At 71.4% G+C, this 23513-nt stretch carries 21 protein-coding genes, 1 tRNA gene and 1 pseudogene; 18 read left to right on the forward strand and 5 right to left on the reverse strand.

Annotation, left to right across the window (positions count from 1 at the left end; all coding sequences use genetic code 11):
* Window position 1: 1 nt before the first annotated feature.
* From ACFVIM_RS02985 to ACFVIM_RS03025, 9 genes and pseudogenes are all read left to right on the forward strand, one after another.
* Complete coding sequence (locus ACFVIM_RS02985; RefSeq protein ID WP_384297658.1) at window positions 2-1021, forward strand: SCO3242 family prenyltransferase; 1020 nt, start codon at window positions 2-4, stop codon at window positions 1019-1021.
* The gene (locus ACFVIM_RS02990) at window positions 1018-1920 is read left to right on the forward strand and encodes a sugar phosphate isomerase/epimerase family protein (protein WP_384297625.1); all 903 of its coding nucleotides are present in this window, start codon (window positions 1018-1020) and stop codon (window positions 1918-1920) included. The genes ACFVIM_RS02985 and ACFVIM_RS02990 overlap by 4 nt, the downstream gene beginning before the upstream one ends.
* Window positions 1914-2516, forward strand: a complete 603-nt coding sequence (locus ACFVIM_RS02995; protein ID WP_384297626.1) for an EboA domain-containing protein — start codon at window positions 1914-1916, stop codon at window positions 2514-2516. The genes ACFVIM_RS02990 and ACFVIM_RS02995 overlap by 7 nt, the downstream gene beginning before the upstream one ends.
* A pseudogene (locus ACFVIM_RS03000) lies at window positions 2516-3361 on the forward strand (TatD family hydrolase); the annotation flags it as partial. The gene ACFVIM_RS02995 and the pseudogene ACFVIM_RS03000, both read left to right, overlap by 1 nt.
* Before the next feature lie 282 nt (window positions 3362-3643).
* Window positions 3644-4813: a metabolite traffic protein EboE gene (gene eboE / locus ACFVIM_RS03005; RefSeq protein ID WP_384297628.1), complete on the forward strand. Its 1170-nt coding sequence runs from the start codon at window positions 3644-3646 to the stop codon at window positions 4811-4813.
* On the forward strand, window positions 4810-6240 hold the full coding sequence (locus ACFVIM_RS03010) for an alkaline phosphatase family protein (protein WP_384297629.1): 1431 nt from the start codon (window positions 4810-4812) through the stop codon (window positions 6238-6240). Before eboE ends, ACFVIM_RS03010 begins: the two co-directional genes overlap by 4 nt.
* 211 nt (window positions 6241-6451) lie before the next feature.
* Window positions 6452-7525: a sugar phosphate isomerase/epimerase family protein gene (locus ACFVIM_RS03015; protein ID WP_384297630.1), complete on the forward strand. Its 1074-nt coding sequence runs from the start codon at window positions 6452-6454 to the stop codon at window positions 7523-7525.
* A 521-nt stretch (window positions 7526-8046) separates the two neighbouring features.
* On the forward strand, window positions 8047-9615 hold the full coding sequence (locus ACFVIM_RS03020; RefSeq protein ID WP_384297632.1) for an aldehyde dehydrogenase family protein: 1569 nt from the start codon (window positions 8047-8049) through the stop codon (window positions 9613-9615).
* A gap of 168 nt (window positions 9616-9783) precedes the next feature.
* A tRNA-Leu gene (locus ACFVIM_RS03025) sits at window positions 9784-9871 on the forward strand.
* A 14-nt stretch (window positions 9872-9885) separates the two neighbouring features.
* On the opposite strand, the gene ACFVIM_RS03030 is transcribed toward ACFVIM_RS03025, so the two are convergent.
* The gene (locus tag ACFVIM_RS03030) at window positions 9886-10173 is read right to left on the reverse strand and encodes a hypothetical protein (protein ID WP_384297633.1); all 288 of its coding nucleotides are present in this window, start codon (window positions 10171-10173) and stop codon (window positions 9886-9888) included.
* Window positions 10170-11372, reverse strand: coding sequence for a helix-turn-helix transcriptional regulator (locus ACFVIM_RS03035; protein WP_384297635.1), 1203 nt, complete (start codon window positions 11370-11372; stop codon window positions 10170-10172). Before ACFVIM_RS03035 ends, ACFVIM_RS03030 begins: the two co-directional genes overlap by 4 nt.
* Window positions 11373-11468: 96 nt before the next feature.
* Between ACFVIM_RS03035 and ACFVIM_RS03040 the strand changes: the two genes are divergently transcribed.
* From ACFVIM_RS03040 to ACFVIM_RS03050, 3 genes are all read left to right on the forward strand, one after another.
* A complete protein-coding gene (locus tag ACFVIM_RS03040) occupies window positions 11469-11729 on the forward strand; it encodes a hypothetical protein (RefSeq protein WP_384297637.1) in 261 nt (86 codons plus the stop codon).
* Between the two features lie 227 nt (window positions 11730-11956).
* On the forward strand, window positions 11957-12865 hold the full coding sequence (locus ACFVIM_RS03045; RefSeq protein ID WP_384297639.1) for a radical SAM protein: 909 nt from the start codon (window positions 11957-11959) through the stop codon (window positions 12863-12865).
* Window positions 12866-12891: 26 nt separating this feature from the next.
* The gene (locus tag ACFVIM_RS03050; RefSeq protein WP_344476076.1) at window positions 12892-13233 is read left to right on the forward strand and encodes a hypothetical protein; all 342 of its coding nucleotides are present in this window, start codon (window positions 12892-12894) and stop codon (window positions 13231-13233) included.
* A 698-nt stretch (window positions 13234-13931) separates the two neighbouring features.
* On the opposite strand, the gene ACFVIM_RS03055 is transcribed toward ACFVIM_RS03050, so the two are convergent.
* Window positions 13932-14363, reverse strand: a complete 432-nt coding sequence (locus ACFVIM_RS03055) for a hypothetical protein (RefSeq protein ID WP_384297641.1) — start codon at window positions 14361-14363, stop codon at window positions 13932-13934.
* 455 nt (window positions 14364-14818) lie between these two features.
* On the opposite strand from ACFVIM_RS03055, the gene ACFVIM_RS03060 reads away from it, so the two are divergent.
* On the forward strand, window positions 14819-15001 hold the full coding sequence (locus ACFVIM_RS03060; protein ID WP_384297660.1) for a trypsin-like serine protease: 183 nt from the start codon (window positions 14819-14821) through the stop codon (window positions 14999-15001).
* A 105-nt stretch (window positions 15002-15106) separates the two neighbouring features.
* Here the strand turns inward: ACFVIM_RS03060 and ACFVIM_RS03065 are convergent, their stop codons facing one another.
* Both ACFVIM_RS03065 and ACFVIM_RS03070 read right to left on the reverse strand, forming a co-directional pair.
* A complete protein-coding gene (locus ACFVIM_RS03065) occupies window positions 15107-16219 on the reverse strand; it encodes an ABC transporter substrate-binding protein (RefSeq protein WP_384297642.1) in 1113 nt (370 codons plus the stop codon).
* 182 nt (window positions 16220-16401) lie between these two features.
* Window positions 16402-18360, reverse strand: coding sequence for an amino acid transporter (locus ACFVIM_RS03070; protein ID WP_384297644.1), 1959 nt, complete (start codon window positions 18358-18360; stop codon window positions 16402-16404).
* Between the two features lie 414 nt (window positions 18361-18774).
* Here ACFVIM_RS03070 and ACFVIM_RS03075 point away from each other — a divergent pair, with 414 nt between their 5' ends.
* From ACFVIM_RS03075 to ACFVIM_RS03095, 5 genes are read left to right on the forward strand one after another with little or no spacing between them, the layout of a single operon-like run.
* Complete coding sequence (locus ACFVIM_RS03075; RefSeq protein WP_384297645.1) at window positions 18775-18933, forward strand: hypothetical protein; 159 nt, start codon at window positions 18775-18777, stop codon at window positions 18931-18933.
* Entirely contained in the window at window positions 18930-19019 is a 90-nt protein-coding gene (gene kdpF / locus ACFVIM_RS03080) for a K(+)-transporting ATPase subunit F (protein ID WP_384297646.1), read from the forward strand. Before ACFVIM_RS03075 ends, kdpF begins: the two co-directional genes overlap by 4 nt.
* A gap of 7 nt (window positions 19020-19026) precedes the next feature.
* On the forward strand, window positions 19027-20691 hold the full coding sequence (gene kdpA / locus ACFVIM_RS03085; protein ID WP_384297648.1) for a potassium-transporting ATPase subunit KdpA: 1665 nt from the start codon (window positions 19027-19029) through the stop codon (window positions 20689-20691).
* A complete protein-coding gene (gene kdpB / locus ACFVIM_RS03090; RefSeq protein WP_384297649.1) occupies window positions 20688-22796 on the forward strand; it encodes a potassium-transporting ATPase subunit KdpB in 2109 nt (702 codons plus the stop codon). The genes kdpA and kdpB overlap by 4 nt, the downstream gene beginning before the upstream one ends.
* Before the next feature lie 5 nt (window positions 22797-22801).
* Window positions 22802-23473 (forward strand): potassium-transporting ATPase subunit C, encoded by a 672-nt coding sequence (locus ACFVIM_RS03095; RefSeq protein WP_384297650.1) that lies wholly within the window; start codon window positions 22802-22804, stop codon window positions 23471-23473.
* Window positions 23474-23513: the final 40 nt, after the last annotated feature.

Raw genomic sequence — 23513 nt, forward strand, 5'->3', positions numbered from 1 at the left:
GCTGCACCGGCTCACCCGGCACCCCCGGGCCACCACCGCCGACGCTCGCGCACCGCTGTCCTCCCGGGTACGGGCCTGGGCCGAACTGCTCAGGGTCTCCGCCCTCGTCTCCGTCCCCGGCGACGCACTCGCCGGAGCCGCCGCCCTCCGGCTGCCGCCCAACCGGGGCACCCTCCTGGCCCTCGGCACGTCCCTCTGTCTGTACGAGGCGGGTATGGCCCTCAACGACTGGGCCGACCGTGACGAAGACGCCCGCGAACGCCCCCACCGGCCCATCCCATCGGGGCGGATCACCCCGGCGGCCGCGCTCACCGCCGCCACCACCCTCACCGCCACCGGTCTCCTGCTCGCCGCACGCGCCGGACGGCCCGCGCTCACCGTCGCCACCGCCCTCGCCACCACCGTCTGGGCCTACGACCTCCATCTCAAACACACCCGCTGGGGCCCCGGGGCCATGGGCACGGCCAGAACCCTCGACGTGCTGCTCGGCGCGACCGCGACCGCGAGGCCGACGAGAACCGGCGCCTCCGCCACCGGACCCGCCACCCCAGCACCCACCCTCACCACCACCACAACCGCCTCCGCCGTGCGGGCCGCGGTGCCCGCCGCCCTCACCCTCGGCACCCACACCTACGCGCTCACCGCCGTCTCCCGCCATGAGACCCAGGGCGGATCCACCCTCACCCCGCTCGCCGCTCTCGCCACCACCCTCGCCCTCGCCGCCCACAGCGCCCGACCGCCCCGGCGCCACCCCACCCGCCCCGGCCCCGGCGACCTGCTGCCCGCCCACACCGCCGCCGCCTATCTCCGCACCGCCGTCGCCCCCTATCTGCACGCCACGCTCAACCCCTCACCCCAGCTCACCCAACAGGCCGTCGGTGGCGGGATCCGCGCCCTGATCCCACTCCAGGCCACCCTCGCCGGCCGGGCCGGACACCCGGCTGGCCACGCCACCGCCGCCGCCCTCATCGGGCTCGCCCCGCTCGCCCGCGCCCTCACCCGGAAGGTGAGCCCCACATGAGCACCATCCCCGGCAGCCCCGCCCGGACCGGCCCGGCCCATGACCGCACCGCCCGCCTCCGCCTCGGCTACGGCACCAACGGACTCACCGACCTGCGCCTCGGCGACGCCCTCGCCCTCCTCGCCGACCTCGGCTACGACGGCGTCGGACTCACCCTCGACCATATGCACCTCGACCCCCTCGCCCCCGACCTGGCCCGCCGGGTCCACCACACCGCCACCCGGCTCGACCAGCTCGGACTCGACGTCACCATCGAGACGGGCGCCCGCTACATCCTCGACCCCCGCCACAAACACGGTCCCTCCCTGCTCGACTCCGACCCCGCCGCCCGCGCCACCCGCACCGCCCTGCTCACCACCGCCATGACGATCGCCGCCGACCTCGGTGCCCACGCCGTGCACTGCTTCAGCGGCACCACCCCACCCGGCACCGACCCCGACACGGCGTGGAAACGCCTCGCCACCTCGCTCACCCCCGTCCTCCACGCCGCACAGGACACCGGGATCCCCCTCGCCATCGAACCCGAGCCCGGACACCTCCTCGCCACCCTCGACGACTTCCACCGGCTACGCGCCCTCCTCGGCGACCCCGGCCAGCTCGGCCTCACCCTCGACATCGGCCACTGCCAGTGCCTCGAAGAACGGACCCCCGCCGACTGCGTCCGCGACGCCGCGCCCTGGCTGCGGCACGTCCAGATCGAGGACATGCGCCGGGGCGTCCATGAACACCTCCCCTTCGGTGCGGGCGAGATCGACTTCCCGCCCGTCCTGCACGCCCTCGCCACCAGCGGCTACCAAGGGCTCACCGTCGTCGAACTCCCACGCCACTCCCACGCGGGGCCCGAACTCGCCCGCGCCTCGATCGAGTTCCTCACCCGCCAGGGAGCGCGCCCATGCTGACCCGCCGCGACGACCTCGCCCCCCGGCTCGACGAGACCACCCGCACCTGGCTCGACCAGACACTGACCGACGCCGCCGACCACCCGTCCACCGACAGCTGGGAACGGGGCTTCGCCCGCGCGGGCCGCCACTGCGGAGCGGAACTCGCCGACCCCGTACGCGTCCTGATCCTCCACACCGCGCGCCCCGGCATCACCACACTCACCCGCCTCTACGAGCACGGGAGTGCCGCCGAACGCCGGGCCGTCCTCCTCGCCCTCGCCCACCTCGACAGCATCAGCCCCCCGGACGCGGGCCTCCCGCTGATCCATGACGCGCTGCGCACCCACGACATCCGACTGGTCGCCGCCGCCGTCGGCGACTACGGCGGCCGCCATCTGGACGCCCACGCCTGGCGGCACGCCGTCCTCAAATGCCTCTTCACCGATGTCCCCCTCACCACCGTCGCCCAGCTGGAAGAGCGCGCCCACGGCGACCGGGAACTCGCCCGCATGCTCCTGGACTACGCCGACGAACGCACCGCCGCCGGACGGGCCGTCCCCCCAGACCTGCCGCGCCTGCTGACCCTGACCGGCGAACCCCCCGAGGAGTCCTGATGCGCATCTTCGACCCCCATATCCATATGACCTCCCGCACCACCGACGACTACCAGGCCATGCGGGACGCCGGAGTCCGCGCCCTGGTCGAGCCCTCCTTCTGGCTCGGCCAGCCTCGTACCTCGCCCGCCTCCTTCCTGGACTACTTCGATGCCCTGCTGGGCTGGGAACCCTTCCGCGCGGCCCAGTACGGCATCGCCCACCACTGCACCATCGCCCTCAACCCCAAGGAGGCCAACGACCCCCGGTGCGTCCCCGTCCTGGACGAACTACCGCGCTATCTCGTCAAGGACTCCGTCGTCGCCGTCGGCGAGATCGGCTATGACTCCATGACCCCCGCCGAGGACACCGCCCTGGCCGCCCAGCTCCAGCTCGCCGCCGACCACGAGCTGCCCGCCCTCGTCCACACCCCCCACCGCGACAAGCTCGCCGGACTGCGCCGCACCCTCGACGTCATCCATGAATCAGCCCTCCCCCCGGACCGGGTCCTGCTGGACCACCTCAATGAAACGACCGTAAAGGACGCCACTGACAGTGGCTGCTGGCTCGGCTTCTCCATCTACCCCGACACCAAGATGGACCCCGCCCGTATGGTCACCCTCCTCCGGACGTACGGAACGGAGAAAGTGCTGGTCAACTCCGCCGCGGACTGGGGCAAGAGCGACCCCCTGAGCACCCGCAGGGTCGGCGAGGCCATGCTCGCCGCCGGGTTCGGTGACGACGACGTCGACCAGGTCCTGTGGCGCAACCCCGTCGCCTTCTACGGCCTCAGCGGACGGCTCAGCCTCGACGCCTCCGCCCCGGCCGACGCCCTCCACGAGGGCAACTCCATCCTCCGGGGCGGAGCCACCACCACCGACGCGGCCGCGGCCATGGCGACCGGAGCGACACCGGCCGGGGGAGCGCCACAGACGACCCCGCCCCGTACGGAGCCCCCCAGCCGCCCCCTCGACCGTGACCTTCCCCACCGGGCCCGCGCCGACCGGGCCCGCGCCGACCGGGCCCGCGCCGAGCGTGACCTTCCTGGCCGGGGCCGCACCGGCCAGGACACCCCCGGCCAGGACATCCCCCGCCAGGACACCCCCGGCCACAACCGTCCCGGCGGAAACTAGGAGAGGCGGCCGACCATGCGCTTCCGCCACCCCGACGGCACCACCGTCCACCTCGCCTACTGCACCAACGTCCATCCCGCCGAGACCCTCGACGGCGTCCTCGCCCAACTCCGCGACCACTGCGAACCCGTCCGCCGCCGCCTCGGCCGTGACCGGCTCGGCATCGGACTCTGGCTCGCCCGCGACGCCGCCCGCGCCCTCACCGCCGACTCCGGCGCGCTCCGGGGACTGCGCGGTGAACTCGACCGGCGTGGCCTGGAAGTCGTCACCCTCAACGGCTTCCCCTACCGGGGCTTCGGCTCCCAGACGGTCAAACACCGGGTCTACCGGCCCGACTGGACCGACCCCGAACGCCTCGCCCACACCACCGACCTCGCCCGGCTCCTCACCGTGTTACTCCCCGACGACCTCACCGAAGGCACCATCTCCACCCTGCCCCTCGGCTGGCGCACCACCTTCGACGACCGGGCCGCGCACACCGCCCACACCGCGCTCACCACCCTCGCCGAACGGCTGGACGCGCTCGCGGACCTCACCGGAACGTCCATCCGCGTCGCCCTCGAACCCGAACCCGGCTGCGCCGTCGAGACCACCGCCGACGCCATCGAACCCCTCACCGCCATCGGCTCCGCACGGATCGGAGTCTGTGTCGACACCTGCCACCTCGCCACCTCCTTCGAAGACCCGCGGACCGCGCTCACCGCACTGACCGACGCCGGGGTCACCATCCCCAAGGCCCAGCTCTCCGCCGCCCTCCACGCCGAGGAACCCCATCTGCCCGAGGTGCGCGCCGCCCTCGCCTCCTTCGCCGAACCCCGCTTCCTCCACCAGACCCGCACCCGCACCTCGGCGGGGCTGCGCGGCACCGACGACCTCGACGAGGCACTGACCGGGCGGGTACTGCCCGACGGCACCCCCTGGCGCTCCCACTTCCACGTCCCGCTGCACATGCCGCCGCAGCCGCCACTGACCCACACCCTGCCCGTCCTCCAGGAGGCGCTCGCCCACCTCGTCGGGCAGTCCACCCCGCTCACCCGCCACCTGGAGGTCGAGACCTACACCTGGCAGACCCTGCCCGCCGCCCAGCGGCCCCACAGCCGCGCCCAGCTCGCGGACGGGATCGCGGCGGAACTGAGGCTGGCCCGGGATCTGCTGGTCGACCTCGGGCTGAAGGAGCTGCCGTGACCGCCTCCGGGGCCCCCTCCCCCCCTCCCCCCACCCACCCCGTCCCTCCCGCTCCTCCCACCCCCCTTCTCGTCCTGGATGTCGTCGGCCTCACCCCCCGCCTCCTCGCCCATATGCCCCGGCTGCGCGCCCTCGCCGAGTCCGGCTCCCGGGCGCCCCTGGACACGGTGCTGCCCGCCGTGACCTGTAGCGCCCAGTCGACGTTCCTCACCGGGACGCTCCCCGCCGAGCACGGCATCGTCGGCAACGGCTGGTACTTCCGTGAACTCGGCGACGTCCTGCTGTGGCGTCAGCACAACGGCCTTGTCACGGGCGACCGGCTCTGGGACGCGGCCCGCCGCGCGCACCCCGGCTACACGGTGGCGAACATCTGCTGGTGGTACGCGATGGGTGCTGATACCGACATCACCGTCACACCCCGGCCCGTCTACTACGCGGACGGCCGCAAGGAGCCCGACTGCTACACCCGCCCCCCGGCCCTCCATGACGAGCTGACCGAGCGGTTCGGCACCTTCCCGCTCTTCCGCTTCTGGGGACCGGGCGCGGACATCGTCTCCTCCCGGTGGATCGTGGACGCGACCCGTCATGTGCTGCGTACCCGGAGTCCCGATCTGGCCCTGTGCTACCTCCCTCATCTCGACTACGACCTCCAGCGCTTCGGCCCCGACGACCCGCGCGCCCACCGCGCCGCCGCTGACCTGGACGCCGCGATGGCGCCCTTGCTCGGCGACGCCCGCCAGGAGGGCCGTACCGTCGTCGCGCTGTCGGAGTACGGCATCACCCGGGTCAGCCGTACCGTCGACATCAACCGTGCCCTGCGCCAGGCGGGGCTGTTGGAGGTCCACACCCAGGACGGTATGGAGTACCTGGACGCGATGGCCTCACGCGCCTTCGCCGTGGCCGACCACCAGATCGCCCATGTCTATGTGCGCCGCGACGAGGACCTGCCCGCCACTCGCGCGGCCCTCACCGGTCTGCCCGGCCTCGAACGCCTCCTGGACGAGGAGGGAAAGAAGGCCGAGGGACTGGACCACCCCCGCTCCGGTGAACTGGTGGCCATCGCGGAGCCCGACGCCTGGTTCACCTACTACTACTGGCTGGACGACGGCCGTGCGCCGGACTTCGCCCCGCTGGTGGAGATCCACCGCAAGCCCGGCTACGACCCCGTCGAGCTCTTCATGGATCCACGGGACCCCTATGTGAGGCTGCGTGCCGCCACGGCACTCGTCCGCAAGAAGCTGGGGATGCGCTACCGCATGGCGGTGGTGCCGCTCGATCCCTCACCTATTCGCGGCAGCCATGGCCGCCGTCCTCCGAGCGACGACGAAGGTCCGCTCATCCTGTGCTCCACCCCCCGTGCCGTGGGTGGCCGTGTCGCGGCCACCGATGTGAAGGCCCTGCTGCTGAGCCTCGCCGGTCTGTCCTGAGCGTCCGTCCCGAGCTCCCCCCTCAGTCTCCGGTCCTTGGCCCGGTCCCTGGCCCGGCCCGAGCGTTCGGGCGCGAACGGTCCGTCCTCCGCGGCCGCGACGGCCTTGTACCGCTCGACCGATCCGCCGGACCGATCTCCACGGACGGGTCCGTACCGCCCGACCGATCTCCACTGAACCACACCCCACTGACAGCGAGGAGTTATCCACAATGAACCGCTTGTTCAGACAGAGTGACCCGGAGCTCGTCCACCGGCTCAGCAGACGGGGTGTGCTCGGGGTGGCGGCCGGTGCCACCGCCGCCGCGCTGCTCGGCGCGGCCGCCGTCCCGGCCGCCGCCCACCCCGTCGGCACCGGCCCCGCCGGTGCGGCCCCCGGTGACCGGTCCCAGGGCCGGGGCCGGAGCCGCCCGGTCCTGCCCCGGGGCCGCCTCGGGATCCAGCTCTACTCCCTCCGCGACAAGGTCACCACGCTCGGCTTCGCGCCCGTCTTCGCCGAGCTGTCCCGACTGGGCTACGACGAGGTGGAGTTCGCCGGGTACGGACAGGGCTCGGCCGGTCCCCTGACCCTGGCCCAGCTCCGTCGGCTCACCCGCGACCACGGCCTGAGGCCCATCGGCAGCCATGTCGGCTACTACTCCAGCGACCCGAAGGCGTACACCTTCGCGCAGAACCTGGAGAAGGTCCTCGACGACGCGCAGGCCCTCGGACTGCGGTACGTCGGCACCCCGGCCGGACCGTTCCGCTATGGCTCCACGGTCGACGCGTGGAAGCGCGCCGCCGAGGACTTCAACACCTATGGCGAGGCGGCCCGCCGCCGGGGGATGCGGTTCTACCAGCACAACCACGCCGAGGAGTTCTCCTTCGCCGAGGACCGGCCGGATGTGCGCCTGTACGACGTGCTGCTCGCGGAGACCGACCCCGACCTCGTCTTCCTGGAGATGGACGTCTTCTGGGCCTATGTGGCGCAGCACCGTTTCAGCAGGCGCCCCGACGGCACCCCGGCCCCTTTCGATCCGCTCCGGTACGTCCTGCGCCAGCCCGACCGCTACCCCCTCTTCCATGTGAAGGACGGCACCCGGGCGCCCGACACCCGCGACGGCTACCGGATGACCGACATCGGCGACGGCGACATCGACTACCGGCGCTTCCTCACCTCCGTGAACCGCACTCCCGGCGGCCGCCGGGACCACCACTGGCAGGCCGAGCACGACAACCCGGCCGACTCGTTCCTCTTCGCCCGCAAGTCGAGCGCGCACCTCCACTCCCTGCGCGAGGACTGCTGAACCACCCACGGCACCGACGATGACGGGAACCACTCACCAGGCCCGCGCCGCCGCCCGGCGCGGGCCCGGCCCGTGAAGCCCCTCTGACGGCCGACGACCCCACCGAACAGAGCCCAGGGCGGAATCCCCGGCGAATCCCCGGCGAACCCGCGACGCGTCCCCGCCACACATCCACCGGGCCACCGCGACGCGTCCCCACCGGGAAACATCCAGGGGATCACCACTCCCTCCCAAGAGCGCCCCCGTAGCATCGCTGCCGTACGAGACCGCACCAGACCGCACGAGACCGTACGAGAGCGAATGAGACCGTCCGCGCCGCGCGGACGCCCGCGTCCCGTCCGCATCCGGCCCCATCAGGACGCGGACAGCCGCCGTCGCGGCGCCCCGATGCCACGACACTCGGCCGACCACCCGCCCGCAGCACCCGTCCACCGCCCCGCCACGCGGTCACCGACGCCGGGTGAGTGTCACCGGCCACGGCCCGTCCGGCCCTCCCGCCCCCTCCCGAGCGGAGACACCACATGGCAACCATCGCGTCCCCCGTCACCTCCGCCGCCGCCCGGCTGCTGAAACCGGGTACGGCCTGGTCCGACGCCTGGGAACGCTGCCTCGCCGTCGCGCCCGAGGCCTTCCAGGACGACCGGGTACGCAATCTGTGGGCCGCCGACTGGCATAGCGACGGCACCCCCGCCCCCGCCACCACCCCCGTCGACGGCAGCGCCATCACCGGCCCGCCCAAACTGGACTCCACCACCGCCCAGAGCGCCGTACGAGCCGCCCTCGACCAGCACCGCGCCTGGCGCGCCACCCCCCTCGCCGAACGCCGCGCCCGCGTCATCGCCACCCTCGACGCCCTCACCGAACACCGTGAGCTGCTCTCCCTCCTGCTCGTCTGGGAGATCGGCAAGCCGTGGCGGCTGGCCCAGGCGGATGTCGACCGCGCCATCGACGGGGTGCGGTGGTATGTGGACGGTGTCGAACCCATGCTGGCCGGCCGCACCCCGCTGAACGGGCCCGTCTCCAATATCGCCAGCTGGAACTACCCCATGTCCGTGCTGGTCCACGCCATGCTCGTACAGGCCCTCGCCGGGAACGCGGTGATCGCGAAGACTCCCACCGACGGCGGGCTCTCCTGTCTCACCCTCGCCAGCGCGCTCGCCCACCGCGAAGGCATCCCGATCACCCTCGTCAGCGGTGGCGGCGGCCAGCTCTCCGAGGCGCTGGTCCGCTCCCCGGAGATCGGCTGTGTCTCCTTCGTCGGCGGCCGGGACACCGGCGCACGCATCGCGACCGCTGTCGCCGACCTCGGCAAGCGGCACATCCTGGAGCAGGAGGGCCTGAACACCTGGGGCATCTGGGAGTACTCCGACTGGGACTCCCTCACCGCCGTGATCCCCAAGCTCTTCGACTACGGCAAGCAGCGCTGCACCGCCTATCCGCGCTTCGTGGTCCAGCGGGAGCTGTTCGCGGACTTCCTGGACGCCTATCTCCCCGCCGTACGGTCGGTACGCACCGGTCACCCGCTGGCCGTGGCCGACCCCGCCGACCCCCTGCCCACCCTGGACTACGGCCCGGTGATCAACGCGGCCAAAGCCGCTGAGCTGGCCGGATACGTCGCGCAGGCCATCGACCGGGGTGCCGTCCCGCTCTACCGGGGCACCCTGCCGCAGGACGCCTTCCTGCCCGGCCAGGACACGGCGGCCTATCTCGCCCCCGTCACCCTGCTCGCTCCGCCGCCGTCCTCGCCGCTGCACCACGCCGAGCCCTTCGGCCCGGTCGACTCGATCGTCCTCGTCGACACCGAGGCCGAGCTGCTGGCCGCGATGAACGCCTCCAACGGCGCCCTGGTCGCCACCCTCTCCACCGACGACCGCGCCACCTTCGACCGCCTCGCCCCGCAGATCCGCGCCTTCAAGACGGGCCATGGCAAACCCCGCTCCCGTGGTGACCGCGAGGAGCTCTTCGGCGGCTTCGGCGCCTCCTGGCGCGGTGCCTTCGTCGGAGGTGAGCTGCTGATCCACTCGGTGACCGAGGGCCCGGCCGGGGAACGACTGCCGGGGAACTTCCCGGACTACCACCTGATGCCCTGACCTCCACCGAAACACCCGCCGTCACCCACCGCGCCCACCCGGCCACATTCCGCCCTTCCGCCCCCGCCCCACCCCACTGACCATGGCTTATGCCGGTTCGGAGCACCCGAAAGCCCTGGTATTGTTGTCCATGTCGCCCCGGGGAGAACCCCGGGGAAGACACACCCGGTCCGGGTGGCGGAATGGCAGACGCGCTAGCTTGAGGTGCTAGTGCCCTTTATCGGGCGTGGGGGTTCAAGTCCCCCCTCGGACACCAGCAGAGACCCCAGTTCATCTGGGGTTTTTTGCATTATGGGGTAGTTGCGTGACCCGCAGCGTGACCCGCGCACCAGCGAGTTTTAGACCAGCCCACCCTAGGTTGATCCGGCTCGCGCTGGAGGCCGCGAGCTTCTTCGCCCCTTCGGCACGGCGTCGGCCGTACCGAGTCATCGTGTAGCCCGGCGAGTGGTGCCGGGCGTTCGCGGAGACCTCGACATCGATCCCCCTCAGCGTTTCGATCGCCTTGTCCGTGAGCTGTACGCCCGCCTTACCCTCGACCTTGGTCAGGAAGCCACTCACGCCGCGCTGTCGAGTACCGCTCGTACATCAGGCACGTGCGCATACTCGGCAAGCCGGGCCAGCACGACCCGTCCCCGTTCCGCTGTCCGCTCGCTGGCCACGTCCGCCGACAGGCTGATGACCCGCTCTGCGGTCGCCGCCGCCTCCTCTGGTTCGTTGGCGTCGGCGTAGGCCACGGCGAGCCACGACAGGTAGAGCGCGAGTTCCCGGGTGTGGGTTGCGTCGTACCGGCTGAGCACATCCCGCAGGAGGGGCACGGCCCGGAGTGGTCGGTGCAGCTCGGTGTAGACCCGGGATTCCATGACCTTGAGTTCACCGGCGTCCACCCAGTACAGCCAGGTCGGGGACTCGGTTCCCTCGCTGTCCTCGGCCAGTGCTTCCCCGGCTTCTCCGAGGGCCCGCATGGCGTGCTGGGCGTTCTCAGGTCCCCCGGCCTTCGTGTGTGCCCAGGCGACGCGGTCGAGGTATAGCGCGCGGGCTTTCGGGGGCGCGTCCGGCCCGGCCTCGGCCAGGGCCGTGCGAGCGAGGACCAGCCCTTCCGCTTCGCGGCCGGTGTTGCTGAGCTGGTAGGCCAGTGAACCGGCGAGGTTCCCGGCCAAGGTGTGGTCCTCGGCCTGTTGGGCCGCGCTGAGTCCCAGCCGGTAGATGCGCTCCGCGTCGGTGTGCTGCCCGGCATCGCTGGCGATCCATCCGGCGATCTGAGCGAACTCTCCGATCAGACTCAAGAGGTGGCGGCCGGTCTCCTCGGTGTGCCGGGCTTCCTGGTAGAGGGTGATGGCGGCGCGCAGGTCCCGCATCGCCCGCCCGATGAGATCCAGTCCGTAGACGACATCGTCGGCAAGGCGCAGCCCGTGAACTCTCTGGTGCAGGTCGAGTACGACTCCCTCGCCGATGCGACGCCCGCTCTTGGCACTGAGAGGGGCCAGCGGGTCCCCGTCGGGCAGGTAGGCGGCGAGCGCCGGCATCGCCGGTTCCGGGGGCACTGGAGGGCCTGTGAGCATGTCCACGGAAACCCCCAGTACGGCAGCGAGAAACGGAAGCCAGTCGCGCGGAGTGCGCCGACCGGCTTCCCACCTGCTGATCTCCTGCGCACTGACCGGCTCACCCTGGACCCCCGCCGCACGGCACAGCTCCCACGCTAAGCGCGCCTGAGTCCATCCGCGCTGTCTCCGCAGACGCCTGATGTTGGCCCCGATCACGGTCGCATCGACCCAGTCTGGCCTACAACTTGGCCCATGTGGGGGCCCATGCCGGGCCAATGGATGCCGACCCTCCGCAGGCCGACGCTGAACGGTATGAAGCCCAGCACTGAGGCCCGACGATTCCTGTCCCGTCTCTCCGGAGCGCGCGGAGTGGCCGGGGTGCTCCTGATGCAGAAAGCCGACCCCGGCCCGGAGGGAGCAGACCTTGTTCCGGGGGATGCCCTGCGGTGGCCGAAGTGCCGGTGTGGATCGGAGCGGTGCCCGGACTACGTGCCGCAGGCGGAGCGGACCGCGAACGGCCTGCTGAGCAGGCTCGTGGAGGTCAACCAGAGAAGTCGCAGGGGCAAGCCGTGATCCGGCCACCGGTCGCCGAGCAGCAACACGCAGCCGCACGGAGTTCCGCCCGGGGGGGGCGTGGGCGGTCGTCAAGCGGTTCCTCGGACGCGCCGCGTGGCCGACGTTCGCGTTCGGCGTGGTCGTCCTGTGCTTCGCCACCGTGGCGCTCGCCCTGACGGACAACCTCTGACACTCGCTCCCCGCTCAGCGGAAACCACCATCCCCCCGTCGTAAGGAGTCTCACCATGAGCACTGCCCAGAACCTGCTGAAGTTCGCGTGGTTAGAGGTGACGGGACTCTGCAACGAGTTCTGTGACCACTGCTACGCCGATTCGTCCCCCAAGGGGACGCACGGCACGATGACCGTGCCGGACTGGAAGAACACCATCGATCAGCTCTCGGCCATCGGAGCACGGGACGTTCAGTTCATCGGCGGGGAACCGACGCTGTACCCGCATCTCCGTGAGCTGATCGAGCACGCGCACGGGGCGGGGCTGGGGATCGAGGTGTTCTCGAACCTGACCCACATCCGGGAGGAGCTGTGGGAGACCTTCACGGCGTGCGGCGTCAAGCTGGCAACGTCGTACTACTCCGACAGCGCGGAGGACCACGACACGGTGACCCGGCTCAAGGGGTCTCACAGGCGTACCCGTGCGAACGTCGCCAAGGCGCTTGAGCGGGGCATCCTGCTGAGGGGCGGAGTCGTCGCAGTGAACCCGGGCCAGCGCGTCCAAGAGGCTGCGCGGGATCTGGCGGCACTCGGAGTCGAAGAGATCGGCGGCGACCGGACCCGCGCGTTCGGACGGGCCAGCCGAGGAGCCGCACCGACCATCGCCGACCTGTGCGGACACTGTGCCCACGAGAAGTGCGCCATCGGCCCGACCGGTGACGTCTGGCCCTGTGTCCTGGGACGGTTCCTCACCATCGGCAACGTGCGGGATACGCCGCTCGCCGACATCTGGGGCGGCTCGCAGATGGCCCGGGTGACCGCCGACATCACGGCCGTGCACGGGGAGGGGGCGCAGTCCTGCACGCCCCCGCAGTTCCTTCCGATGTGCGGACCGTGCCAGCCCTGCGTTCCCTCGGTCGGGCACTGCGACCCGAGGGAGGCGGACGCGGGAGCCGAAGCCGCTACGATCGGCGCACCCGCTTGACCCTCCGAGAACCCTGGGGTGCGCAGATGGACGACCACGGAGACGACTTCGGCAGGTGGGGGACGGAAGCCTCCCCCGACGCCGTCCAGCGGAGCGACGAGGAGTGGGCGGTCATCGCCGGGTACATCCGGCACGCCGCGAACAAGGTCGGTCCCACGCTTCCGCTGTGTCTCCCGGGAGAGCCGCAGGAGTGCGGGCGCACCGCGCAACAGCACGTGCTCGCGTGGTCGGCACACCTCAAGGCCGTGGCCCATCACCTGATCGAGCAGTCCGCCCCCAGCGAGGCACGCGCCGCCCATGTGGCCGGGCCGCTGTACCAACGGCGACTGACCGAGCTGCGTTCCCTGAACGCGCCCCAGCACGTCTAGCGAGACCCGCGACGCCCCGTCCGCGCCCCCTGGTGGGCCGCGCAGGTGGGGCGTCCGGCTCGACGGACCGGAATGGTCCCGGCCCGTCCGAGGAAGAGCCCGATCGGCGGGTCGGGTCGGCTTGGCCACGCATGACCAGCAGAGGCCCGAAAGTGCAGGAAACAGCAGTGAAGAAGGGGAGAAGCGCCCGGCTAAATCCGGCTTGCCGGAGGGTGTTTCCCCAGGTCAGAGCCATTGGGGGCTGGTGCCCGAGAGGAGAGTCTAAGTCCCCCCTCGGACGCCATGGGTAGTTCACATAATTGCCCGCTTGTGTTTTACATAACTCCCGGCACGGCTTCGGCCGGGCTGAGAGTTCTTGTGTGTCTGGGCGTCGGGGTCGGTGTGACGGCGTGGGCACGGCCCGTCCCGGTGGTAGGCCGGGATCGGTAGCTCGGGCTCCTCGCCCTTGTCGGCCTCGGGGGTGACAACGGCGGTGTGGACCGATGGGCGGCCCAGCGGGTGGGCGGCACGCTGACGGGGTCCGTGGGTGATGATGCAAGGGGCCTCATGCCCGGCGGGTGCGTCGACCGGCCTTGGACCGGCCCGCGTGTTCGTCGGCCGGGGGCACGCACGGGGGCACAGGGTCACCGGTGCGGGAGGACCGCGCGCCGCGCCGATGTGCGCGCGGGCCCGGTTCTCCCGGGAGTGGACCGGCTCGGTCAGAAGTTGTTGAACGCGATCCCGTTGGTCAGCGAGGTCGCACCCAACTGCGTGCCGTCGATCTTCACTGTCTGTCCCGACACATGCTTCACGTAGATGCGCATCATGAAGGTACGGGTGCCGCAGGTGGCGTCGATGGGCAGGTTGGGCCGCGCGTAGGAGGCCGCGTAGTGGTGGGCGTCGTCGAGGATGGTGTGGCGAGATGCCCAGGGGTGGATGCGGCAGGCGTGGCCGGTGGGGTCGAGCTGGATGAACTCGAAGCGGGTGTCCACGACCGCGTTCGTGTCACGGGGGAACGCGAATCTGTCCGGGTGGCAGGAACTGGTTCCCTGGTAGCACGTCGTCAGTGAGAGGTTCGCCTGGGCGGACACCGTCACGGCGTTCGGGTGTGCCTCCCACTTCTGTCGCACGGTCCCGTCGTCATAGAACACCCAGGCGTCCTTGGGGGCGTTGGTCGCTCCGATGTAGGTGCAGGCTCCGCCCGGGACGGTCTGGTCCCTGCTCTCGCAGGCGGTGTTCTGCCACCAGTTCGCACCGACCTGGTCCGTGTCGGTGACCTCCAGCCAGGTGTTGTTCGCGATCGCCGTCAGGTGGTAGACGACCTCCGGCCGGTTCTTCAGCCCGGTCGAGCCGTACAGGCGGCAGGTGTAGACCCCCGCCGTCTGTGCGGTGAGGAGCAGGTCGGCATAGAGGTGCAGATGCCCCGGTGGGGCGTAGCTGGTGGTGTCGTAGCCCTCGTGGTTGCGCGCCGTCGCCCCGATGAGGGGCGCCGGTGTCCCGGCGGGGGCCGTGCACTTGATGCGGTTGACCTGGCTGACCTCGATGGTCGTCGAGCTGGTGGCCTCGGCTCAAGCAGGCCAGGTTCGTCGCCCTCAACAGCACCCAACTGGACGGGCCGAATGGTGAACGGGCCTGCTCGGGTGATTCCGGCGGGCCCGTTCTCGACGGCAACGGCATCGTCTTCGGCGTCCTCTCCCGTGGGGCCGCTCTGGCCAACTGCTATGTCAATTCCGCGTACCAGCCCGTCTACGTCAGCCTGAGCCGCACCAACATGCCGCCCATGGGCTGACGGAGCCGTCCTCGCACCCGTGACCGGTGATCCGCAGCGGGTCCCCGGGGAGCGACGGCGGGGGCTTCGCGCCTCCCCCGCGCGCCGCCGCGTCGCCACCCGTACTCAGCCGGTACGCAGGATCCGGAAACGGTCGAGGGCCGCCGGATCCCGGTCGGCGATCTGGACCGGTGCCCACGACCACTGCCACACGCTGATACCCGGCGCCCGGGAGAACCCGATCCGCCCCCGGGTGCCCTCGACCGTGACGCCCGGCCAGGGCACGTCGCCGCGCGCCCCGTCGGTGCCCCGGGCGCGGAGCAGCGCGGCGAGGACCGTGATCGTGTCATAGCCCTCGAAGGCGACGAAGGAGGGCGGCTCGGCCAGCCGCTCGCGCAGGGCCGTCGCGACGCGGGCGCCGAGGGGGCCCAGACGCTCGGGCAGATAGCGCAGAAACGGGATCGCGGCGCCGTCGGCGCCCAGCGCTTCCGCCCAGCCGGCGAACTCCGGCTGCCCGGCGGGAGCGCCGATCATGACGTCGGTCAGGCGCGGGTCACGGCGGACGGACCGGACGAGCGGCACGGCGGGCTCCGGGTGGCCGACCAGGAGCAGCAGGGCCGTCGCGCGCTGCTCGGCCAGCGCGTCACACACGGCCGCCGGGGTGAGGGCGCGCGTGTCGAGTTCGGTCACGGTGCCGCCGTGAGGCGCGAGGCGCTCCCGCAGCAGCCGGGTGCCCGACGCCCAGTAGAGGCTCGGCTCGGTCGCCACGGCGATCCGTTCGTGGCCCGCGCCGAGCAGGAAGTCCGCGTAGATCCGCCAGCCGTGGGACTGCGCGGGGGCCAGCCGCGCGACCTGACGCGTCGGTACGTCGGTGAGCGCGTCGAGCACCGCCGACGAGCAGAGGAACGGCAGGCCGAGGGCGTCGGCCCGGCTGGCGGCGGCGCGGGCGACGACGCTGTGGTACTCGCCCGCCAGGGCGGCCACACCCAGGTGGGCCAGTTCGTCGACGGCGGCCGCCGCCCGGTGCGGATCGGCCGCGGTGTCCCGTACCACCAGTTCCAGGGGCCGTCCGGTGATCCCGCCGCCCTCGTTGACCTCGCGTACGGCCAGGTCGAGGCCCGCGAGCAGATGGCGGCCCGCCTCGACCCAGCCGGGCCGGGTGAGCGGGGCGAGGGCACCGATCAGGACGGGGGGTCCGGCGGTCCGCGCCGCCTCGGCGGGCGATGGTGTCGCGTTCATCCGGTGCGCTCCCGGGTGGTGCGGCGGGCGCGGAGGGTGCTGTGGCGAGGGCCGCGTCGTGCGCTCGTCCCGCCGTGAAGCCGACGTTTGGTGATCATGGCGCGTATTGCACCCGTGATCATCGCCTTCGGGCAACCGACTTCTCCTCGGACCCGGAGGTCTCCGGCGGGCCGGGCGGTCCTTCACCCCACATGCACCCGGGGCCGCCGTCCCGGATCCGGCTCCGCCCGCCGCAGCACCTCCCGGGTCACCGGGGCCACCTCGCCGACGCCGAAGACGAGGAAGCTCAGCAACTGCGTCACCGGGCTCCCCTCCGTCCAGGTGAAGTACGCGTGCGGCACCCGTCCGGTACGGTCGCGCACGGCCAGCAGCACCGCCGCGATGGTGTTCGGCACGGTCGTGCCCTCCACCCGCAGCCGCCGCACCCCGTACTTCTCGTCCCCGCGCACCAGCAGATCGGCGGTGAACTCCGAGGAGTCACGGATGAAGACCTCCAGGAAGAGCACCGGGCGGCCGCCGGGGATATGGGTCTCCTGCCGCTGGCTGTACTCCTTGAGCCGGTACTCGGCCGTGCTGTGCTCCTGCGGTTCGTTGGCGATCAGCCGGAGCGGGCCCTTCGCCGCCGCGTGGTCGACGAACCCGGCGGCCGTCTCGTCGAAGACCACCTCGGCCGCGCGCAGCTCGAAGGCGCGATGGACCCGGGAGGCGAAGGAGGTGGCGAGGATGGCCAGGATGAACAGGCTCGCGATCTTCAGACCGTCCGGGCGCTCGATCACGTTCGCCACCAGGGTGTAGGCGAAGACCGCCGTGATCGTGCCGAACCCCAGCGCGGAGCGCCGGTGGCCCGCCCGGTGGGCCGCGACGGTGGAGGCGAAGGCCGCCGACAGCATCAGGACCAGCACTCCGGTGGCGTAGGCGCCGCTCTGCTTGTCCACGTTCGCGTCGAAGTACCAGGTCACCGTCACCGCGATGGCCACGAAGACCAGCACCAGCGGACGCACCGCCCGGGTCCACTCCGGTGCCATCCCGTACCGCGGCAGAAACCGGGGGACCAGATTGAGCAGCCCGGCCAGCGCCGAGGCCCCGGCGAACCAGAGGATGCAGATGGTGGACACGTCGTAGACCGTGCCGAAGACCTCTCCCAGATAGCGGTGGGCGAGATAGGCCAGCGCCCGTCCGTTCGCCGGGCCACCGGGCTGGAAGGCCGCCTGCGGGATCAGCAGCGTCGTCGCCAGGCTGGAGAGCAACAGGAACACGCTCATGATCAGCGCCGCCGTGGTCAGCAGCTTGCGGGTGTCACGGATCCGCCCGGTGGGATGGGCGTGGGTGTCGCCCTGGTCGCCCCGGATCTGGGGCATCACCGCCACCCCGGTCTCGAAGCCCGACATCCCCAGCGCCAGCTTGGGGAAGACCAGCAGCGCCACCCCGATCATCGCCCAGGCCGAGGAGTGGCTCGCCGTCAGCGCCCGCCACCAGTCGTCCACGACGACCGGCGCGGTCATGACCTCGTACGCGGCCGCCGCCAGCACCACCACGTTCAGCGCCAGATAGACCGCCACCAGCGCCACCGCGACCCCGATCGCCTCCCGGAACCCCTTGAGGAACACCGCCCCGAGCAGCCCCAGCAGAACCAGGGTGATCCAGAGGTTGGTGCCGTGGATCCACGCCGGGGCGTACGGGTTCTCCACCACATGCGCGGAGGCGTCGGCGGCGGACAGGGTGATCGTGATGATGAAGTCCGTCGCCGCGAACCCGAGGAGTACGAGGACGAAGAGCTTCCCCGACCACCAGGGCAGCAGCCGCTCCAGCATCGCGATCGACCCCTCGCCGTGCGGGGACTCCCGGGCCACCCTGCGGTAGACGGGCAGCGCGCCCCCGAGCGTGAGCGCGAGCAGCCCCAGCGTGGCGAGCGGGGAGAGCAGACCAGCCGCCAGGGCGGCGATACCGGGCTGGTAGCCCAGGGTGGAGAAGTAGTCCACCCCCGTCAGACACATCACCCGCCACCAGCGGTGGCCACGGTGCTCGGCGGGTGGGGTGCCGTGGGGGCCGGGGTGGCGGGCGCTCTGATCACTCAGGCCCTGGAGGAGCCAGGCACGGCAGCGGGCGGAGACCGCTTCGCTCGCGGGTGGGTCTGCGCTCATGGGGGCGCTCCGCTCCCTGGGGCGGGGTGGTGTCCGCCGTGCCGCCTCCATCCTCGCCGGGCCCGCGCCGCCGCGCCCCCGCGCCTGCCCCATCCGTGTGGGCCCGCGCCGCTCCACCTCCGTGTGGGCTCGCGCCGTCCACCTCCGGGTGGGCCCGCGTCGCCGCGCCCCCGCGCCGCTCCACCTCCGGGTGGGCCCGGCCAGCGCCCGCGTCCCGCGGCGGCCCCCGCGCCGCCTCCGTCCCCACCAGCACGGCCGTCCTGGCATCACCTCCGTCCCCACCAGCACGGCGGCCCCACCGCCGGGTGGGCCGGAACCCGCCGGTGGGGCCGGGCCCACGCGTACGGGAACTCGTACAGGAAGCGTCAAGAGGGGGCGCGGGGCCGTATGGGACGTGTCAACGAGAGAGGAGGGATGTCTGAAAAGAGGTTTCCTCGGAACGTCCCAAACCACCAGGTCCGCACAGGGCCGAATCCTCAGGAGTTCACGATGGCCGATGTGGCCTTCGTCGCCACCATCCTCGCGGTCTTCGCGCTGGTGGCCCTCGTCGCCAAGGGGGTGACGAAGCTGTGACCGCCGAGAACGTCATCGGCCTCATCGTCGCCGTCGCCCTGCTGGGCTATCTCGTCCTCGCCCTCGTGTACCCGGAGAGGTTCTAGCCCGGATATGAGTCCCGTACTTGCCGGTGTGCTCCAGCTGCTGGCGCTGATGGTGGCGCTCGCCCTGGTCTACCGCCCCCTGGGTGACTACATGGCCCGGGTCTACTCCTCCGACCGCCATCTGCGGGTCGAGAAGTGGATCTACAAGGCCATCGGCGCGGACCCGAACACACAGATGCGCTGGAGCGCCTATCTCCGTGGGGTCCTCGCCTTCTCCGCCGTCAGCGTCCTCTTCCTCTATCTGCTCCAGCGGGTGCAGGGGTCGCTGCCGGGTTCGCTCGGATTCGCCTCCATCGACCCGGACCAGGCCTTCAACACCGCCGCCTCCTTCGTGGCGAACACGAACTGGCAGTCGTACTACGGCGAGCAGGCCATGGGCCATGTGGTGCAGACCGGTGGGCTGGCCGTACAGAACTTCGTCTCGGCGGCCGTCGGTATCGCCGTCGCCGTCGCGCTGGTCCGGGGTTTCGCCCGCTCCCGTACGGGTGAGCTGGGCAACTTCTGGGCCGACCTGGTGCGCGGCACCGTGCGGATCCTGGTGCCGGTCTCCGTGGTCGCCGCCGTGCTGCTGGTGGCCTGTGGCGCCATCCAGAACTTCTCGGGGATCCACGGGGTCGGCCAGTTCCTCGGCGGCTCGCAGCAGTGGAACGGCGGCGCCGTCGCCTCCCAGGAGGCCATCAAGGAGCTGGGCACCAACGGCGGCGGCTACTTCAACGCCAACTCCGCCCACCCCTTCGAGAACCCCAACGGACTCTCCAACCTCCTGGAGATCTTCCTGATCCTGGTGATCCCCTTCTCGCTGACCCGGGCCTTCGGCCGGATGGTCGGCAATGTCCGTCAGGGGTACGCCATCCTCGGCACCATGGCCCTGATCTGGGTCGGCTTCACCGCCCTGATGATGTGGACCGAGTTCGCGGGCAACGGCCCGGCGTTCGAGGCCGCGGGCGGCGCGATGGAGGGCAAGGAGACCCGGTTCGGCATCGGCGGCTCGTCGATCTTCGCCGTGGCGACCACGCTCACCTCCACCGGCGCGGTCAACTCCTTCCACTCCTCCTACACCGGCTTCGGCGGCGGCATCACCATGCTGGGGATGCAGCTCGGCGAGATCGCGCCCGGCGGGGTCGGCTCCGGTCTCTACGGGATGCTGGTGATGGCCGTCATCGCGGTCTTCATCGCGGGCCTCATGGTGGGGCGCACCCCCGAGTACCTGGGCAAGAAGATCGGCACCCGGGAGATCAAGTTCGCCGCCTGCTACATCCTGGTCACCCCGGCCCTGGTGCTCGGCTTCACCGCCGCGGCGATGGCGCTGGACACCCCGGGCGACTCGATGACGAACGCGGGCGCCCACGGCTTCTCCGAGATCCTCTACGCCTACACCTCGGGCGCCAACAACAACGGTTCCGCCTTCGCGGGCCTCAACGCCGACACCCAGTGGTTCAACACCACCATCGGCATCGCGATGCTGCTGGGGCGGTTCCTGCCGATGGTCTTCGTCCTCGCGCTGGCGGGCTCGCTGGCCGAGCAGCGGCCGGTGCCCGCCACGTCCGGGACGCTGCGGACCGAGAAGCCGCTCTTCGCGGGCCTGCTCGTCGGCACCATCCTCATCATCACCGGTCTGACCTACTTCCCGGCGCTGGCGCTGGGACCGCTCGCCGAAGGGCTCGCGTCATGAGCACGATAACCCCCACCCGGCCCCCGCACGCCCAGCCGCCCGTCAGCGGCGGGCCGGGCGAGGGCGGCCGGGTCGGCGCGGGGCTGTTCGACCCCGCACTGCTGCTGAAGTCCTTCCCCGACGCGCTGCGCAAGCTCGACCCGCGGGTGATGGTCAAGTCCCCGGTGATGTTCGTCGTGCTGATCGGCTCGGTCGTCACGACCGGTCTGGCGCTGACCGACCCCGGTGACTGGTTCGGCTGGGCGATCACCGTCTGGCTCTGGCTGACCACGATCTTCGCCAATCTGGCGGAGGCCGTCGCCGAGGGCCGGGGCAAGGCCCAGGCCGACACCCTGCGCAAGGCCAAGACCGACACCGTCGCCCGCCGGCTGGCGGGCGACGCCGAGGAGCGGGTGCCGGGCACGGAACTGCGCGTCGGCGACCTGGTGGTCTGTGAGGCCGGGGACGTCATCCCCGGTGACGGGGATGTGGTCGAGGGCGTCGCCTCCGTCGACGAGTCCGCGATCACCGGCGAGTCCGCGCCCGTGATCCGGGAGTCCGGCGGTGACCGCAGCGCGGTGACCGGGGGCACGAAGGTCCTCTCCGACCGGATCGTCATCAAGATCACCACCAAGCCCGGTGAGACCTTCATCGACCGGATGATCAACCTGGTGGAGGGCGCCGCCCGGCAGAAGACGCCCAACGAGATCGCGCTGAACATCCTGCTCGCCTCGCTCACCATCGTCTTCCTGCTGGCGGTCGTCACCCTCAAGCCGTTCGCCGGCTACGCCGGGGCCGATGAGCAGACCTCGCTGATCGTGCTCGCCGCGCTGCTGGTCTGTCTGATCCCCACCACCATCGGCGCGCTGCTCTCCGCGATCGGGATCGCGGGCATGGACCGGCTGGTGCAGCGCAACGTCCTGGCGATGTCCGGGCGCGCCGTCGAGGCGGCGGGCGATGTCTCCACCCTGCTGCTCGACAAGACCGGCACCATCACCTACGGCAACCGCCAGGCCGCCGCGTTCGTGCCCGTCTCCGGCGTCGGCGCGGACGAACTGGCGGAGGCGGCCCAGCTCTCCTCCCTCGCCGACGAGACCCCCGAGGGCCGTTCCGTCGTCGCCCTCGCCAAGGAGCGGTACGGACGGGCCGAGCGCCACCAGAGCGATCTCACCGGCGCCGAGTGGATCGCCTTCACCGCCCAGACCCGGATGTCCGGCGTCGACATCGACGGCCGCCTGGTCCGCAAGGGCGCCACGGGCTCCGTCGCCGCCTGGGTCACCGAGCGCGGCGGCACCGTCTCCGCCGACGCCGACCGGATCACCGACGAGATCGCCGAGGCGGGCGGCACCCCGCTGCTGGTCGCCGTGGAGGACACCGACGGCGCCCGGGTGCTGGGGGTGATCCACCTCAAGGACGTGGTCAAGGACGGCATGCGGGAGCGGTTCGACGAACTGCGCCGGATGGGCATCAAGACCGTCATGATCACCGGTGACAACCCGCTCACCGCGCGGGCCATCGCCGAGGAGGCGGGCGTCGACGACTTCCTCGCCGAGGCCACCCCCGAGGACAAGATGGCCCTCATCAAGCGGGAGCAGGCGGGCGGCAAGCTGGTCGCGATGACCGGCGACGGCACCAACGACGCCCCGGCACTGGCCCAGGCGGATGTGGGCGTGGCGATGAACACCGGCACCTCCGCCGCCAAGGAGGCCGGGAACATGGTCGACCTCGACTCCGACCCGACCAAGCTGATCGAGATCGTGGAGATCGGCAAACAGCTCCTCATCACCCGGGGCGCCCTGACCACCTTCTCCATCGCCAACGACGTGGCGAAGTACTTCGCGATCATCCCCGCGATGTTCACGGTGGCCTATCCGGGCCTGGACAAGCTCAACATCATGGCGCTGTCCTCGCCGGAGTCCGCGATCCTCTCGGCGGTCATCTTCAACGCGCTGATCATCGTGGCGCTGGTGCCGCTCGCCCTCAAGGGCGTCCGCTACCGGCCCAGCAGCGCCGACACCATGCTCCGCCGCAACCTCGCGGTCTACGGACTGGGCGGTCTGATCGCCCCGTTCATCGGCATCAAACTCATCGACCTGCTCATCTCCCTCATCCCTGGCATCGGGTGACGACCATGAACACCTCTGTACGCAACTCGGGCCGACTGCTCGCGGCGGCCCTGCGCGCCCTGCTCGTCCTCACGGTCGTCTGCGGCGTCCTCTACCCGCTCGCCGTCACCGGGGTCGCCCAGACCCTCTTCCGGGACAAGGCCAACGGCTCGGAGATCACCTCCGACGGCAAGGTCGTCGGCTCCTCCCTGATCGGGCAGAGCTACCACCTGCCGAAGCAGAACCCGGATGACCCCGACGAGGCCGCCCGGCCCGATCCGCGCTGGTTCCACGGGCGCCCGGCGGGCGGTCTGGGCAGTAACAGCGTCAACACCCAGTACAGCCTCATCCTCTCCGGAGCCACCAACCGCTCCGGCGACAACGAGGAACTGCTCCAGTGGGTCAAGGACGCCAAGGCCGCCGTGGTGGCGGACAACTCCACCGCGACCTACCGGGTCAGCCCCGCCGATGTCCCGGCCGACGCGGTCACCTCCTCCGGCTCCGGCCTGGACCCGCATATCTCACCGGAGTACGCGAGGCTCCAGATCCACCGGGTCGCCGAGCGCAACCAGCTCGACGCGGACCGGGTGGAGAAGCTGGTGGAGAAGCACACCGACGGCCGGATCCTCGGCTTCATCGGCGAGCCCCGGGTCAACGTCCTGGAGCTGAACATCGCGCTGAGGGAACTGCTGGGCTGAGCCCCCGGGCGGTGCGGCGGTCGACCGGACCGCCCCGCAC

This window comes from Streptomyces sp. NPDC057638 (genome assembly GCF_042800315.1).
Taxonomy (GTDB): domain Bacteria; phylum Actinomycetota; class Actinomycetes; order Streptomycetales; family Streptomycetaceae; genus Streptomyces.